The 14,680-nt window shown below is 65.5% G+C and carries 10 protein-coding genes; 2 read left to right on the forward strand and 8 right to left on the reverse strand.

The features are described from left to right. Positions 1-24 precede the first annotated feature (24 nt). From U1703_RS16355 to U1703_RS16365, 3 genes are read right to left on the reverse strand one after another with little or no spacing between them, the layout of a single operon-like run. The gene (locus tag U1703_RS16355) at positions 25-1,494 is read right to left on the reverse strand and encodes a carboxylesterase/lipase family protein (RefSeq protein ID WP_332786544.1); all 1,470 of its coding nucleotides are present in this window, start codon (positions 1,492-1,494) and stop codon (positions 25-27) included. Continuing rightward, entirely contained in the window at positions 1,491-2,297 is an 807-nt protein-coding gene (locus U1703_RS16360) for a polysaccharide deacetylase family protein (RefSeq protein ID WP_332786571.1), read from the reverse strand. The genes U1703_RS16355 and U1703_RS16360 overlap by 4 nt, the downstream gene beginning before the upstream one ends. Next, positions 2,297-3,424, reverse strand: a complete 1,128-nt coding sequence (locus U1703_RS16365; RefSeq protein ID WP_332786545.1) for an SGNH/GDSL hydrolase family protein — start codon at positions 3,422-3,424, stop codon at positions 2,297-2,299. The genes U1703_RS16360 and U1703_RS16365 overlap by 1 nt, the downstream gene beginning before the upstream one ends. 130 nt (positions 3,425-3,554) lie before the next feature. On the opposite strand from U1703_RS16365, the gene U1703_RS16370 reads away from it, so the two are divergent. Beyond that, on the forward strand, positions 3,555-4,604 hold the full coding sequence (locus tag U1703_RS16370) for a cupin-like domain-containing protein (protein ID WP_332786546.1): 1,050 nt from the start codon (positions 3,555-3,557) through the stop codon (positions 4,602-4,604). Here the strand turns inward: U1703_RS16370 and U1703_RS16375 are convergent. From U1703_RS16375 to U1703_RS16385, 3 genes are read right to left on the reverse strand one after another with little or no spacing between them, the layout of a single operon-like run. Continuing rightward, positions 4,601-6,106, reverse strand: coding sequence for a tryptophan halogenase family protein (locus U1703_RS16375; RefSeq protein WP_332786547.1), 1,506 nt, complete (start codon positions 6,104-6,106; stop codon positions 4,601-4,603). The genes U1703_RS16370 and U1703_RS16375 overlap by 4 nt on opposite strands. Beyond that, a complete protein-coding gene (locus U1703_RS16380; RefSeq protein ID WP_332786548.1) occupies positions 6,103-7,407 on the reverse strand; it encodes a tryptophan 7-halogenase in 1,305 nt (434 codons plus the stop codon). Before U1703_RS16380 ends, U1703_RS16375 begins: the two co-directional genes overlap by 4 nt. After that, the gene (locus U1703_RS16385; RefSeq protein WP_332786549.1) at positions 7,404-8,930 is read right to left on the reverse strand and encodes a tryptophan halogenase family protein; all 1,527 of its coding nucleotides are present in this window, start codon (positions 8,928-8,930) and stop codon (positions 7,404-7,406) included. Before U1703_RS16385 ends, U1703_RS16380 begins: the two co-directional genes overlap by 4 nt. Before the next feature lie 273 nt (positions 8,931-9,203). Here U1703_RS16385 and U1703_RS16390 point away from each other — a divergent pair, with 273 nt between their 5' ends. Beyond that, entirely contained in the window at positions 9,204-12,455 is a 3,252-nt protein-coding gene (locus U1703_RS16390) for a TonB-dependent receptor (protein WP_332786550.1), read from the forward strand. 57 nt (positions 12,456-12,512) lie between these two features. On the opposite strand, the gene U1703_RS16395 is transcribed toward U1703_RS16390, so the two are convergent. Together U1703_RS16395 and U1703_RS16400 are read right to left on the reverse strand one after the other, a co-directional pair. Next, a complete protein-coding gene (locus U1703_RS16395; protein ID WP_332786551.1) occupies positions 12,513-13,625 on the reverse strand; it encodes an ROK family transcriptional regulator in 1,113 nt (370 codons plus the stop codon). 178 nt (positions 13,626-13,803) lie between these two features. Further along, positions 13,804-14,580 (reverse strand): GDSL-type esterase/lipase family protein, encoded by a 777-nt coding sequence (locus tag U1703_RS16400; protein WP_332786552.1) that lies wholly within the window; start codon positions 14,578-14,580, stop codon positions 13,804-13,806. Positions 14,581-14,680: the final 100 nt, after the last annotated feature.

Below are 14,680 nucleotides of genomic sequence, written 5' to 3' on the forward strand. Positions count from 1 at the left end.
GCGTGACCGAGCCGGCGTATCACATCAGGGAAAACGGGCATGGACACACACCGACGGTTTGCGGATGATCGCGGTCGTTCCGCTCTCGCCGAAGGACAGCCCCGCCAGCTTGCCGTTCCATCGCGGCCAGACGAGGTGCCCAAATCCATTGGGGTCTCCCGTCTGCGCAAACCGGACCCAATAGGCCTGTAGCGCCGGGGCGTCGGGCGGCACGCCATTCTCGCCCGGCCGACTGAAGATGTAGCGAAGCTCCGAACTGTGTGTGGCCGCTACGCCCCCCGGCGGGGCATAACCGAAGTCATAGCGCCATACCGGAACGCCCGCCCGCCGCCGCAAATCGGCGACCAGCGTCGCGGGGCAGGTGAAGACCAGATCGGTCGCCAGCGCCAGCCGTTCTCGGGCGGTGGAAAGATTGCCGCCGGACGGCGCATTGTGGCCCAACGCCTCGGCCAGCCCCCGTTGCGCTTCCCCCGGATCGTGAAAGAAGTCGATTTCCTGCGTGTTTGACCCGATGATCAGCGGCACGCGCTGCCCGCCGCCGCGCGCCAGCGTCTGGATCGGCGGCTCGGTTATGACCCGCCCATCGACCGTCGTCTGAAGCCATACCGTCCCCGCATCGGGAAGCCCCGCGGGCGTCGCGATGCCGCGCGCGGCTTGCAGTAACCGGTCGACCGCAATGGTCCGAAGCGTCGCGGCAGTGACACGCGAAAGCCCGGCGCCTCGCGCGATCTCCTCACCGATCGCCTCGCTTTGCCGCAGATCGCGTGGTGCCCAGCCGAACCCGGCCGTGCCGCTTTGCTCGATCGCCTTGTCGAACAGCCCCTTCGCCCCGGGCGAAAGCTGTTGAAGGCCGACATCCTGCCCACCCGCCGAGCCGCCAAAGATCGTGACATTGGCCGGGTCGCCGCCGAAGCGGACGATGTTACGCCGGACCCAGTGCAACGCGGCCTGCTGATCCATCAGCCCGTAATTGCCCGAGGCACGAGCAGGCGATTCGGTGGTCAGTGCGGGATGCGCCATGAAGCCGAGCGGACCGAGCCGGTACTGGATCGAGACCAGCACGATGCCCCTGCTGACGAGCGAGGAGGTGATCGTGCCCTGTGCCCCGCCCGAACGGTTGCTGCCCCCGTGTATCCAAACCATGACCGGCAGCGGCCGTGCCGGAGACAGGTTTGGCGTCCCCACCTCCAGATAAAGGCAATCCTCGCGGGCACCCGCCGCATTGGCGCGGTTCCATCCCTCGTCGAGTTGCGGGCAGGAGGGGGCGGAGGCTCGGGCATTGCGGATGCCCCGCCACGGCATCGCGGGTGCGGGTGGACGCCAGCGACGTGGCCCGGTTGGTGGCGCAGCAAAGGGGATGCCGCGGAACAGCACCCGGCCGTCCGGCTCCTGCGTTCCAAGAAGCGTGCCGTCGGCAACGGTGACGATCGGTGCCGGGCGGGGGGCTTGCAGTGTAGAGGCGCTCAGCAGCAGCGCGGCGACCAGGACGCTCACTTGATCGCCTTCGTCTGCCCCTTGGCCCAGTCCAGCGCCTGTTGCAGCGTGGTTACCCACAGCTCGCGACGATGGGCTTTCAGCCAGGCGACGAAGGCACGGTGCTGCGCGTCGGTCACGGCCAGATGATCGCCGCCGACGCCGTGGAACAGCAGCACCGCCATCCCGCCGCCCGCCTCGGCCTCCTTGACAAAGGCGATCATCCTGGCGGCGTCGTCGCCCTCGCCAAAGCCGCGAGCGGGTACGTGCATGGGGTCGATCGTGCCGACATCGGCGGACAGCTCGGCCGGCGTGGCGCTGACCCCGCGTGCATAGGTTACCAGACCCGCCGTGCGCAGTGGTTCGAGATAGTCGACACCACCGACGTTCGTTTCGCCACACGGCGTGGCGAAGCCATGGCGCGTCTTGCCGTCCAGCGCGGTCAGCAGGACATTCTGCTGTGCAATCTCCTTCAACATACTCGCCGGGCTATAGGCCTCGGTCGTGTAGCGAGGATCGGCAGGGAAGGCGGCGGCACGGCAGGGATGGAAGATGGTATGATTGCCCAGCTCATGCCCATCCCGCGCGACCGTCCGCCAACGCGCCACGTCCTGCGCGCGAACATTGGCGAGGAAGAACGTGCCCTTGAATCCGGCAGCGTCGAGCGCGGGGACCGCGTGATCGAGCTGCGAGGGCAGGGCGTCGTCATAGGTCAGCACGACGGCGGCCTTGGCGCCACCGGGCCAACGGGTTGCCGCTTCACCCGGCGTGGCGAAGACGCTGACTACGAGCAGCATGGCGAGGCTCTTGCGGAGCGAGCGCATCAACGGGCAGTCCAGATGTCGGGCTGCGCATCGATCGTACGTTCGATTGCGGCGGCGATCTGCTGGTCATCGGCGACGCTGGGGTGCGAGTCGCACCCGTTGAAGGATAGGCCGCTGACGGGGACGAAGGCCACCCGCCGTTCCCCGTCCGCGCGCAGCGTCTCGACCACCTTGCCCACCTCGCGACCGATCTCGCCATCCGCGAGATCGGTCGCCCAGAGGACAAAAAAGGCCTTGGGATAGGCTTTTCGCAACCGTCCGACGAAAGCGACATAATGATGCTCGTAGTCGTCATGGAGCGCGTCGCGATCGGCCCAGCGCTCACCTGGCTTGAGCGGGGTCGAGAAGTCGTTGGTGCCGAGTGCAACGACCACGACCTGCGGATGCCAGCCCGGTGTCGCGGCGGGCGTGCGGCCATCGAACAGCGCGAAGGGATAGGCCTCGGGCAGGGTCGGCGCGGCGAACCCGCCATAGTTGCGCACGACCCCCCGGCCGGAGATCGCATTGACCTGATAGTCGGCATCGTACTTTGCCGCCGTCACCCCCGCTACGCCCTGTGTCGTGTCGGTCGTGCGCCAGATCGCGTCCTGGCTGCACTGGCGGGAGGGCGAGGTGTTGCCATAGCCGACCGTGTGCGAATCCCCGATAAACTCGATCTGGCGCGGGCGGGCGGCGGGAGCGGGAAGGGGGGCCACACCCTTGGGCGCGAAAAGGCCGCGCAGCACGGTCGGCTCGGCTTGGCTCTCGCTGGCCACATCGACGCGGATGTGATGAGCGCCCGTGCCCTTGGCGGCGATGCGGTAGAGGCCGGGCATCGGCCGGACCAGTGACAGGGCAGCCCCGCCGTCGACTCGGATACGCAGCGACATGGCACCGGGGCCGACCGCCAGATCGACGGCAGAACCCCAGAACGCGGCTTCCCAATATGTGCCCGGCCACTGCCGTTGATAGCCGTTCCGCGCGATGACCCGACCGCCGACGTGCAGCGGCAATGGCGTCCCGGTCGGTGCCGCCATGCCCAAGGGCCGGATCGCGTCGGTCTGCCCGGCATGAACGGGCAGACCGGCCAGCAACAGGCCTGCCGCGACCGCGACCATGGACAGGATGGGTGTTAGCGGGCGGGGCATCGGCTCTCCTGTAAAACGGGGCGATCGAAACCCTTTTCTTGCCCCTCGCCGAGATTGCTAATCACGGCTCGGCGCGATGCAACGGAAAACATTTTCTTTTTTCTGTATTCGCTGACACGGTTGGTTCGTGATGACGCAAGACGCTGGAGCAACGATCGCTGACGACTGGTTGGGGCGGGCCGATCCGGTGACGGAGGTAGCCGCGCCGACCACGCTCGAGGACTTTCTGGTCCTTGTCGAGGCGGCGCGACCGGTGGTCATGCGCGGGTTGGTCGCGGACTGGCCGGTCGTCGCGGTCGGGCGCCAGGGCGTGGTCCCGCTGGCCGCCTATCTGCGGCGCTATGATGGCGGCAGACCGCTTGGGCTGATGGCGGGCGATCCTTCGATTGGCGGGCGCTTCTTCTACCGGGACGATTTCTCCGGCTTCAACTTCGAACGCGCACAGATTCCGCTGCCGCTGTTGCTCGAGGCGCTGGTCGACGCGCAGGGGCAGGAGAAGCCCGCCGCGCTTTATGCGGGTGCGAGCACGGCCGCCGATCATTTCCCGGGCTGGACCCGCGATCATCCGCTCCCGCTGCCGGTCGGCGATGCGCAGGCCCGGTTGTGGATCGGCAATGGCAGCCGGGTTTCGGCCCATTATGACATGGCGAGCAATGTCGCGGTGGTCGCCGCCGGGCGTCGCCGGGTCGTGCTGTTCCCGCCCGAACAGGCCGCCAACCTCTATGTCGGTCCGCTCGACATGACGATGGCGGGGCAGCCGACCAGCATGGTCGATCTCGAGCATCCGGACCTCACCCGCTTCCCGCGTTTCGCGACCGCGCAGGCGTCGGCGCAAGTGGCGCTACTGGAACCGGGCGATGCGATCTACATCCCCGCCATGTGGTGGCATGAGATCCGGGCGGATGGGGCACTCAACCTGCTGGTGAACTACTGGTGGACACGTGGGACGCCCGACGCGCCATTCTCGGCGTTGATCCACGCAATTCTGGCGGTACGCGATCGTCCTGCGGCGGAGCGGGCGGCGCTTCGCGAATGGTTCGACCTCTATGTCTTCGGCGATGACGCGACGCGCGTGGCGGACCATCTGCCTCCGTCGGCGCGCGGCATTCTGGGGCCGCCAAGCCCTGAGCGCGACGAGCGGATACGCGCATTTCTTCGCCGGATGCTCGGCTCCGGCTAGGTCGATCGGCCGATCAAATGCGCCAATGCGACGGAATGTGGTGGCAGGGCCGCGACGGCGGTGGCGGTGGCCTGGCGCATCTGGCGAAGCGCGGTCAGGACGCGCTCGTCGGCCAGCGCGTCGATCACCGGGTCATAGCCTTCGGGCATCACGCCTTGTCCCAGCAGTACCGCGACCCAACTTGGCGTCGCGAACAACTCGTCCTCATAGCGGAAGATCCGCCCCTTTTCGCGGAACAGCGCGATCTTGCGGGCCAGCGTGTCGGGCAGCGTCATCGTCCGGACATGATCCCAAAAGGGGGAGTCGTCGCGCCCCGTCGCGTGATAATGGAGGATGATGAAATCCCGGATCGCACGGTAGTTGTCGCCCATCTGCCGGTTATATTCGTCGCGTTCTACCGATGACATGCGTTTGTCGGGGAACAGCGCGAACAGCTTGGAGATGCCCTGCTGGATGAGGTGGATGCTGGTCGACTCCAACGGCTCCAGGAAACCGCCCGCCAGCCCAAGCGCGACGACGTTGCGCTCCCACAACCGCGTGCGACATCCGGCGGTGAAGGACAAACGTCGGGGTGCTGCAATGGGTTCTGCGTCGAGCCGCGACAGGAGCAACCGCTCCGCGTCGTCGTCGTCCATAAACCGGCTCGCATAGACGACGCCGTTGCCGGTGCGATGCTGGAGCGGAATACGCCACTGCCACCCTGCCCGGTGCGCGGTGGCGCGGGTATAGGGGAGCAGCGGTTCGGTGCGCTCAGTGGGCACCGCGATCGCGCGGTCGCAAGGGAGCCAATGCGACCAGTCCTCGAACCCGACGCCCAGCGTTTCGCCCAGCAACATACTGCGAAAGCCCGAACAGTCGACGAACAGGTCGCCCGCGATCCGCTGGCCATCGTCAAGCCGTACCGCCGCGACATCGCCATTCGGGTCACGATCGACCGCGACGATCCGCCCCTCGACACGCGTGACGCCATCGGCCTCGGCCCGGCGTCGCAGGAAGGCGGCATAGAGCCCGGCATCGAAATGATAGGCATAGGCCAAGCCTGACAGGGGCGATCGGGGATCGCTTTGCGGCATCCCGAACGCGGCCCGCTCCATCGCGACGGTGGAGGCGGAATAATCGCCGATCGGGCCGACTCCCGCCTGCTCGCGCATCTTCAGCCAGAGCTGATGGAAATTCAGCCCCTGAATGTCGCGGCCGTAATGACCGAAGGGGTGGACATAGCGGCTGTCGGGGCGATGCCAACCGACGAACTCGATGCCCAGCTTGAAGCTGCCCTGCGTGGCGCGGAGGAATTCCGCCTCGTCGATGCCGAGCAGCGCGTTAAAGTTCAGGATCGACGGAATCGTCGCCTCGCCCACACCGACGGTGCCGATCGCATCGGATTCGATTAGCGTGATGCGCCGCGTGCCATTGTCGAGATAGCGTCCGGCGGCGGCCGCCATCATCCAGCCAGCAGTGCCCCCGCCGACGATGACGACGTGATCGATGGGAGCATGGGTCATGCCTCGCGCTTTCCGGCGCGGGCGCGCGCCTGTCCAGTACTATCGGCGAGCAGGCGCCGGGCTTCGTCCCGCGACAGGCCCAGCGCGATCGGGTCGGGCCGTTGCGGCCGAAGCCCCTGGCCGATCAGCACCGCGATCCAGGCGTCGCGCTCGACTGAATCTTCGTCGACCGGGGGCAGGGTGCCGCGCCGCATGAATTGTGCCAGCGTCGTCGCGAGCGAAGGCGGTATCGCCGCGTCAGCCCGGGGTCCAAGGGCGATCTGGTGCGCGGCGAGGAAGTCGCGCATCCGGTCGGCACGCTGACCGACGCGGCGATTATACTCGGCCACCAGCAGCACAGAGTCCCCACCGACCGGCAATAGGTCCAGTGCCAGCGAAAGTCCCGCAAGTGCCAGCGTGAAACCGGTCAGGCCCAGGGGCCCCGGCTGCACGGCGGCTTCCCCGAGAGCCAGGACATTGCCCCGCAACGGCGCGTCGAGGCGGCCGGGCGCGATCGTGATGCCGCCGCCATTTGCCAGGGCGGTCGCCTTCGTGCCGGGCCAGCGCGCGGTCCAGCCATTTTCGATGGCCCGATATGTGTCGATCAGCGATGGCGCTGCCGCATCGGGTTCGATGGAAAGGAAGCGATGGGGCAGCGTATCGTCCCACCGGTTGAAGCCGTCCGAGGTGGCGACAAGCCGATCGGGCCCCGTCGCGTCGATCACGAAGTCCACCGCCAACGCGCGGCCATCGGCCAGTCGTAGTCCCTTCACGCCATCCCGATCGCGCATGACCCCGGTCAGGGGGGATTGCGCCATGATGACGCCGCTCTGTCGGGCAAGCGACGCCAATCCCTGGCTCAGTGCGCGTGCGTTGCAGTGGAGCGCCGGTTGCATATCCCCGCCGAGTTGCCCGGCCTCGCCTGCGACACAGACGGGGTTCAGCGCATGATAGGGCAGCTCCGTCCCGGCCCGCAGCCATAGCTGATGCAGCGCGATCCCAGGCGGACTGGGGGCGGGTTCGTCACCTACCATCCAGGGCGAGCCGCCCGGACTCCAGTCGAGGAACCGGGTGGCGAGGCGCGGGGTCGCCACGCCGTGGCGGAGAAGCAGTTCGGGCGGGCAATCCAGCCGGGCCAGCATTGCCTGTGCCGAGGGCAGGACCAGCGGCCAGCGATCCGCCAGGGCTGAATCCGAAATCGTCGTCGGCACCCATTCGATCGATGCCTCGGGCAGCGCTTTGGCGAACCCGACTGCGGCGGCCAGTGCGACCGGACCGGCACCGACCACCGCGATGCGGCTCGGAAACCTGCGGCTGTTCACGTTTCCGCTCCCGCGCCTGACCCCAAAAGGGCCCGGTCGTGCAGCGGCATCTGCCCAACCCGGTCGGCAATCGCGCGCGACAGGCCCGACATCGCGCGGTCAAGCCCAGCGGCATCAGGCCGATCGGCACGCGGATCCCAGCCATGCGGCACGATATTCTGTCCCAAATAGACCGCGATCCAGCTCGGCTCCAGGAACAGGCCGTGGCGGTAATGCGCCACTTGTGAGGACGCGCGCCACAACGCCATCTTGTCGGCCAGGCTGTCGGGCACCGCCATCGTGCGGACATGGTTCCAGAACGGCGAATCATCACGGGTCGTTGCGTGGTAATGCAGGATCAGAAAGTCGCGGATTCGATCATATTCCGCATCGATCGCGGCATTAAAGCCATCGCGGTCTACCGCCTCGACGCGCGCGTCGGGGAAATGCTCGACCAGCGCGGTGATCGCCGCCTGCACCAGATAGATGCTGGTCGACTCCAGTGGCTCGAGAAAGCCCGAGGCCAGCCCGATCGCGACGACATTGCCAACGAAGCTGCGTCGCCGCCGACCGGCCCGAAAGCGCAGGAAACGCGGGTCGGCGAGGGGGGCGCCGTCCAACCCTGCCAGCAACGCCTCGGTCGCCTGATCATCGCTGCAAAAGGCGCTGGCATAGACATGGCCGTTACCGACGCGGTGGCGAAGCGGAATGCGCCAGCGCCAGCCCGCCCTAGTCGCGGTGGCGCGGGTATAGGGTTCGGTCGGAGCCCTGGGGCTGACGCTCGGCACTGCTACCGCCCGGTCGCAGGGTAGCCAGTGCGACCAGTCCTCCCACGCTTCCATCAGTTCCTGGCCGAGCAATAGACTGCGAAAACCCGAGCAGTCGATGAACAGGTCGCCCTCGATGCGAGCGCCGTTGGACAGCGTGATCGCGCCGACCGTACCGTCGCCCCCATCACGCTCGACCGAGACGACGCGCCCCTCGGTTCGTCGAACACCGCGCTGTTCGGCCCAGGCGCGCAGGAATGGTGCGAAACGGGTCGCGTCGAATTGATAGGCATAGCCGAAACTTGTGGTGGGATCGTCCGGGTCCGTTCCCGGCCGCTCGAACCGACAGGCCTCGGCCGCCACGACCCCAGCCGAATAGGCGCCTATGAGCGGCAGATCGGCACCTTCCGCCTGGCGGCGCAGCCAATAATGATGGAAGCCGACGCCGCCAAGGGGACGGCCATAGGTTCCGAACGGATGAATATAGCGGTCGCCGATGCGGCCAAAGTCGCGAAATTCGATACCCAGTTTGAAGGTCGCATCGGTCGCGGCCATGAATTCGGCCTCGTCGATACCCAATCGTTCCAGATAGAGACGCAAATGCGGAAGGGTAGCCTCGCCGACGCCGATGATTCCGATCTCCTCGGACTCGACCAGGTGGACAGTGCACGCCTTCGGCAACAGGCCGGCCAAGCCGGCTGCCGTCATCCACCCGGCGGTACCGCCGCCGACCACCACCACGCGAACAGGCCGATCGGCCACGGGATCACCCGCCATTCTGCCTCTCCATGGCCAGCTGGTGTCACCGGCCAGCAACACTAATTTGCAATTCTGCAATAACTAAATCAAGTTTCTATAATTTGCTTGTGCCCGATCCGGTACCGCTTTAGCCGCCAATCTGTCACGCGCTGAACAAGCCAAAAATCGTGCGTGATGCGGACAGGACGATCCGCCGCAACCAAGTTCTAGGAGAGGAAAGAGGGGATGAATCAACGGCATTCTGCGCATAAGAATGTGCGCCGCAATCGTTTGACGACGACGGCGTCGCTTTTGGCCCTGTGCACGGCCACGCAGTTCATCCCATCGGTCGCATTCGCGCAGACCGCCCCCGCACCGGCGTCGCGTGACGATGAAAGCAAGCCGCAGACCGACGCCGCCACGAGCAGCGTGCCGGCCGGTGCCGCAGCCGGCAAGAAGCCGATCTCCAACAGCGTTTCGATCCAGAACCAGACGACTGCGGACCGGTCCAACGTGACCCCCGCCGACGTACAGACCCCCGCCGCGCAGGGTGCGACCGAAGGCGACATCGTCGTTACCGGCCTTCGTCAGTCGCTGGCCAATGCGCAGTCGATCAAGCGCAACGCCGATACCGTCGTCGACGCGATCACCGCCGAGGATATCGGCGCGCTGCCCGACCGATCGGTCAACGAAGCGCTGCAGCGCGTGCCGGGCGTCGCGATCACCCGTTTCGCCGCCGCCAGCGACACCGCCCACTTCTCGGTCGAAGGCTCGGGCGTCACCATCCGCGGCCTCAGCTACGTGCGCGGTGAATTCAACGGCCGCGACAGCTTCGGCGTGTCGGGCGGTCGCGAGATCGGCTTCAACGACGTGCCGACCGAACTGGTCGGCTCGGTCGAGGTGTTCAAGAACCTGACTTCCGACCTGATCGAAGGCGGTATCTCGGGCACCGTCAATATCAACACCCGCAAGCCGTTCGATACGAAAGACACGCTGGTCTATCTGTCCGGCAGCGTGAACTATGGCGACTTCGCCAAGCGTAGCGCGCCGGCCGTCGTGGGCCTGTTCTCCAAGCAGTGGCAACTTGGCAATGGCGGCCGTTTCGGCCTGCTCGCCAGTGCAAGCTACAACGAGCAGTTTAGCCGTTCGGACTCGGTATTCTACTCCGCCTTCATCCCGCGCTACAATGATGACACGAACGGCAATGGCCAGCAGGATGCGGGCGAGGGCCGGACGATCAACGCAGGCACGCCCTATGCCGCGACCGCCTATGACCATTACCCCGTCCCGTCGGGCCGCAACGTAGTCTATGTGCCGCTGGGTGCCGGCTCGCGTATGCAGGACTTCGACCGCACGCGCATCGGCTATTCGGGTTCGGCGCAATACGAGAATGCACGTGGCAATCTGCTGGTCACCGCGCAGTTCCTGCGCGCCGAGTCGAAGCAGACTTGGCTCGACCACACCGTCGAACCGAACGTCTATTATGCCGACGCCAACCAGATCTTCCCGCAGGGCTATAACCCCAACGCGCCGCTCGCCGGGCAGACCTTCAGCCAGCCGACCTATGACGCGAACGGGCTGTTCACCTCAGGCGCGCTGATCCGCAACGGTGGTGGCCAGTACACCACGCTCGGCAACCGCTACTTCCAGACCGATGGCTTCACGCAGGACCAGTCGGTGAACGTGAAGTGGGATCCGATTGACCGCCTGCACCTCAACTTCGACGGCCAGTATGTCTATTCGAAGGGGCGGGATTCGGACGACGTCGTCGAGCTGGCGACCTTCTCGGGCGTGTCGATCGACGGCCGCAACGGCGTGCCGAAGGTCTCGGTCATTCCGCCAAATGGTCAGTCGCCTGCAGCCTATTTCGGTGACCCGACCCAGATCTATATCCGCGACGCGATGAACAATCGCACCAACAGCGACGGCCATGAGTGGGCGTTCAAGGCGGATGCGCAATATGACCTGTCGGAGGACTCCTTCCTGCGCAAGGTTCGCGTCGGTGGTCGTTACTCCGACCGCGATCAAACGGTGAAAACCAACGATTACAACAATTGGGGTGCGGTATCGGATACCTGGACCTCGGGGGGGCCTGCAACGGCTGCCCAATATCCAGGCGCCGTCACCGGCCTGAACTTCACTGATTTCTATCGTGGTCAGGCAAACACCCCGCCGACCACGATTGCGCTCCGTGACTCGCTGCTCACGGATCATGACGCGCTGACGGCACTGCTCCGCCAGGCGACCAAGGCTTCGGGCGGCGGTTATACGCCGCTGGAGGATCGTGGCACGAACTTGGTCGACGGGTATTTCCTGCCGAATGAAGTCTACAATGTGCGCGAGCGGACCTATGCCGCTTATGCACGCGTTGATTTCGGTGCCGACAATATCGGTGGCGGCCAGACTAGCCTGTCGGGTAACATCGGCCTGCGTTTCGTCCGGACCCAGGACGAGTCGGTCGGCGGTGTCACCTTCCCGCAGATCAGCACGACCTTGGGTGGCTTCGCGACTGTCGCGGCCTTCTGCGCCTCGCCCAATACCAACAATACCGTGCGTCCGATCTGTACGCTGACCGCGGCACAGCAGGCGGCAGTTGTTGCCTTCTCGAACGGCGCCTCGACGAGCGACTTGGCGCGCCAGAGCTTCAACAAGTGGCTACCCAGCCTCAACCTGAAATATCAGGTCACGCCGACCCTGTTGTTCCGCTTCGCCGCATCCAAGGCGATTTCGCGTCCGGCGTTCAACGACCTGCGTAACTTCGTCGGACTGACCCCGTCGGGTGGCAACACGACCGGATCCTATGGCTTTCAGTCGAGTGCGCGTAACCCGTATCTGCGTCCGATCGATGCCAAGCAGTTCGATCTGACTGCCGAATGGTACTTCGCCAAGGTCGGTTCGCTAACCGGCGCCGTGTTCTACAAGGAATTGTCCAACATCATCCTGGACAATTATGGATTTGTCCGGAACTTCACCAACAACGGCCAGACCTTCGCCGTATCGGTGAACGGCCCGGCCAATGCGCCGGGCACCGCGAATATCAAGGGCGCGGAGCTGTCCTACCAGCAGACCTACGACTTCCTCCCGGGCCTGCTGCGCGGTCTGGGAACGCAGGCGACGTTCACCTATATCGATCCGGGCAAGATCCCCAACGCGACGCCCAACAACGGCCCTGCTGATGGCAGTCGTCCGCCGGTCGACGTGGCTGGGCTCTACAACACCCTGCCGCTGGCTCAGCTGTCAAAGTACAACTTCAACGTCTCGGCCTTCTACGACTTTAACGGCATCTATGCGCGTATCGCCTATAGCTGGCGGTCGAAGTATCTGCTGACCAACCGCGATTGCTGCTTCCCGTTCCTGCCGGTCTATGCATTGGCGACCGGCCAGGCGGACGCTTCGCTGTTCTACACGGTCAACAAGCAGTTCAAGATCGGCCTGCAGGTGCAGAACCTGCTCGACGCAACGACACGGACGACGTTCGTGCTGAACCAGACCGGGCTGGAAGCGCCGCGCACCTGGTTCAAGAGCGACCGCCAGTTCCAGCTGAGCGTTCGCCTGACCTACTAAAGCTCCCCCCCTGGGGAATAACTGGGCCGCGGCCATAAGCCGCGGCCTTTTTTATACTTATCGCCCCGCTTGGATCAGCGTGGCATCGGAAGGGACCAGCCGGTCAAGAAAGGGCAGGATCGCCGCGCCGACGGCCGATGCGTCCATGGCAATGCTCGCAGGCAGGATCGGAGCCGATCGAGGCATGGCGACAACCGCCAGCCGCTCGGCCAGTGCCTGAGCCAATCGCGCGACGAGGGCGGGCGGCAGCCGGCCGCCGATCAGGATCGCATTGGGGTCGATAAGGCAATTGACCGCGATGATTGGCCCGACAAGCGCGCGCACCGAATCCTGAATCCAGTCTTCTATCAGTGGCTCTGCGGCCTCGGGCAGTTCGGCCAGCGCCGGTACGCTTGACACCCGATACCCCGCCGCCGCCAACCGTAAGAGCAGCGCAGATACCGACACCGTATTTTGCACGCACCCCTCCGTGCGGCCGCCCCCCGGATCGGGCATCAGTCCGATCTCGCCCGATCGGTCGGATGCGCCGCGCCGGTAATGACGATCGATCACCAGCCCGCCGCCCAGGCCCGCGCTGACCAGGAGGTAGAAAAAATTGGGATGGTCGAACCCCATCCCATATTCGGCCTCAGCAAGGGCGGCCGCCGCGGCGTCGTTGTCGCAGTGGATCGGCCACGGCAGCATCGTGCCGAGCAGATCGAAAAGATCCGTCTCGTCCCAGATGGCATAGCCGGGGGGCGAGTGCGGTATGGCGATGCTGCCCATCTTGTCGGGTATCGCCACACCGACCCCGACGATGCGGCTCCGGTCGAGGCGTCCTTGCGCGATCGCGGCGTCGAGTTCGTCGTGTAGGAAGTCGAGCAGATCGCCGGGCATCGGAAAGGGCATCTCGCGTGTCACCCGGCTCCGCACCTCGCCCGTCAGGTCCAGCGTAATCAGGGTCAGGTGATCGCGATCGACGTTGATCCCGATCCCGAACGCACCATCGGGCTCGATCGTCAGCTTGAGCGCGGGTTGGCCGCGCCCCCCGGATCGCCGCCCCGCGACCTTTATCAGCCCTGCATGGGCCAGCTTGCCGGTGATGTTGGCGATCGCGGCGGTGGTCAGCCCGGTCTGCTGTGCGATATCAACCCGCGTGATGTCAGGGCGGAGGCGTATCGCCTGCAGCACGGTGCGCAGATTATAGTCGCCCGCCCGAGCTAGGTTCGTTCCGGATAGCGAGATGGAAAGCCGCGCATCACGCCGGTTTGCACCACCGGCCGGATCGATTGCCTGCTGCTTTCCAAAAAGGCTCTCCGTAACTCCCTCCTCCAATTTTCCGTCTTGGTATCTATCGTCCCGACAAAGCTCAATCGGCGATCGGGCGTGGGCGGGGGCTGGTGAGCGCGGTGCGGATGGCCGCTTCCGCGACTGGCGCCATCGCGGCATAGCCCGCCTCATTGGGGTGGACGCCGTCATAGGTGAAGCTGGCGCGGGTCGCCTGTCCGTCGTGCAGCGCCGACCAGTAATCGGCATAGGTCGAACCGGTGCGCTTGGCATAGCCCTGCATCCAGGCGTTCAGCACTGCGATCCGCGACGCGGTGTCGAGGCCGGGTCGCCACGGGAAGTGGTCGGCGGGCGGGATGGAGGCCAGGATCACGCGGATGCCGTGCGCGCGGGCCAGCTCCGCCATCGACATGATGTTCGCCTCGGTCTGTTCGGGCGTCATCGGGCCGGTATTGCCCGCGATATCGTTGGTGCCCGCCATGATCTGAACCAGTTGCGGTTTAAGGTCGATCACGTCCTGGCGAAAGCGGAGAAGCATCTGGGTCGTCGTCTGCCCGCCAATGCCCCGACCGATCCGTCCGGACGTGAAGAAGCCCGGCATCTTGTCGAACCATCCCTGCGTGATCGAATCGCCCATGAAGACGATCGTCACCGGTTTGGTCACCTCGGCATTGGCGTTGCGGTAGCGTCCCAACCAGCCGAAGTCGTTGTGCAGCCGGATTTCGCCTTCGTCGGGTGCCTTCTGCGTCGGTGCGGCTGCCGGGGCGGGGGGCGTCTGCTGCGCGGATACCGTGGTCGCCATCAGGATCAACAGGGCAGGGGCGTAGCGCATCGAACTCTCCGGTACGGAAATCGGCATGCCTCCGACCGCCGGATGCCGCCTCTCCCTTTTCCTGCCACATGAATTGCGGCCAGGGTGATGGCGATCCTAATGCCGCGATAAGACAATTTGAAATAAG

Origin of the sequence: Sphingomonas flavida, from assembly GCF_036663655.1 — a bacterium.
Lineage (GTDB): Bacteria > Pseudomonadota > Alphaproteobacteria > Sphingomonadales > Sphingomonadaceae > Sphingomonas.

What these genes read in the sequence shown, in the direction of transcription:
- U1703_RS16360 (WP_332786571.1), bottom strand. Translation starts at nt 2,297, where the DNA reads ATGCGCTCGCTCCGCAAGAGCCTCGCCATGCTGCTCGTAGTCAGCGTC.
- U1703_RS16365 (WP_332786545.1), bottom strand. Translation starts at nt 3,424, where the DNA reads ATGCCCCGCCCGCTAACACCCATCCTGTCCATGGTCGCGGTCGCGGCA.
- U1703_RS16370 (WP_332786546.1), top strand. Translation starts at nt 3,555, where the DNA reads ATGACGCAAGACGCTGGAGCAACGATCGCTGACGACTGGTTGGGGCGG.
- U1703_RS16375 (WP_332786547.1), bottom strand. Translation starts at nt 6,106, where the DNA reads ATGACCCATGCTCCCATCGATCACGTCGTCATCGTCGGCGGGGGCACT.
- U1703_RS16385 (WP_332786549.1), bottom strand. Translation starts at nt 8,930, where the DNA reads ATGGCGGGTGATCCCGTGGCCGATCGGCCTGTTCGCGTGGTGGTGGTC.
- U1703_RS16400 (WP_332786552.1), bottom strand. Translation starts at nt 14,580, where the DNA reads ATGCCGATTTCCGTACCGGAGAGTTCGATGCGCTACGCCCCTGCCCTG.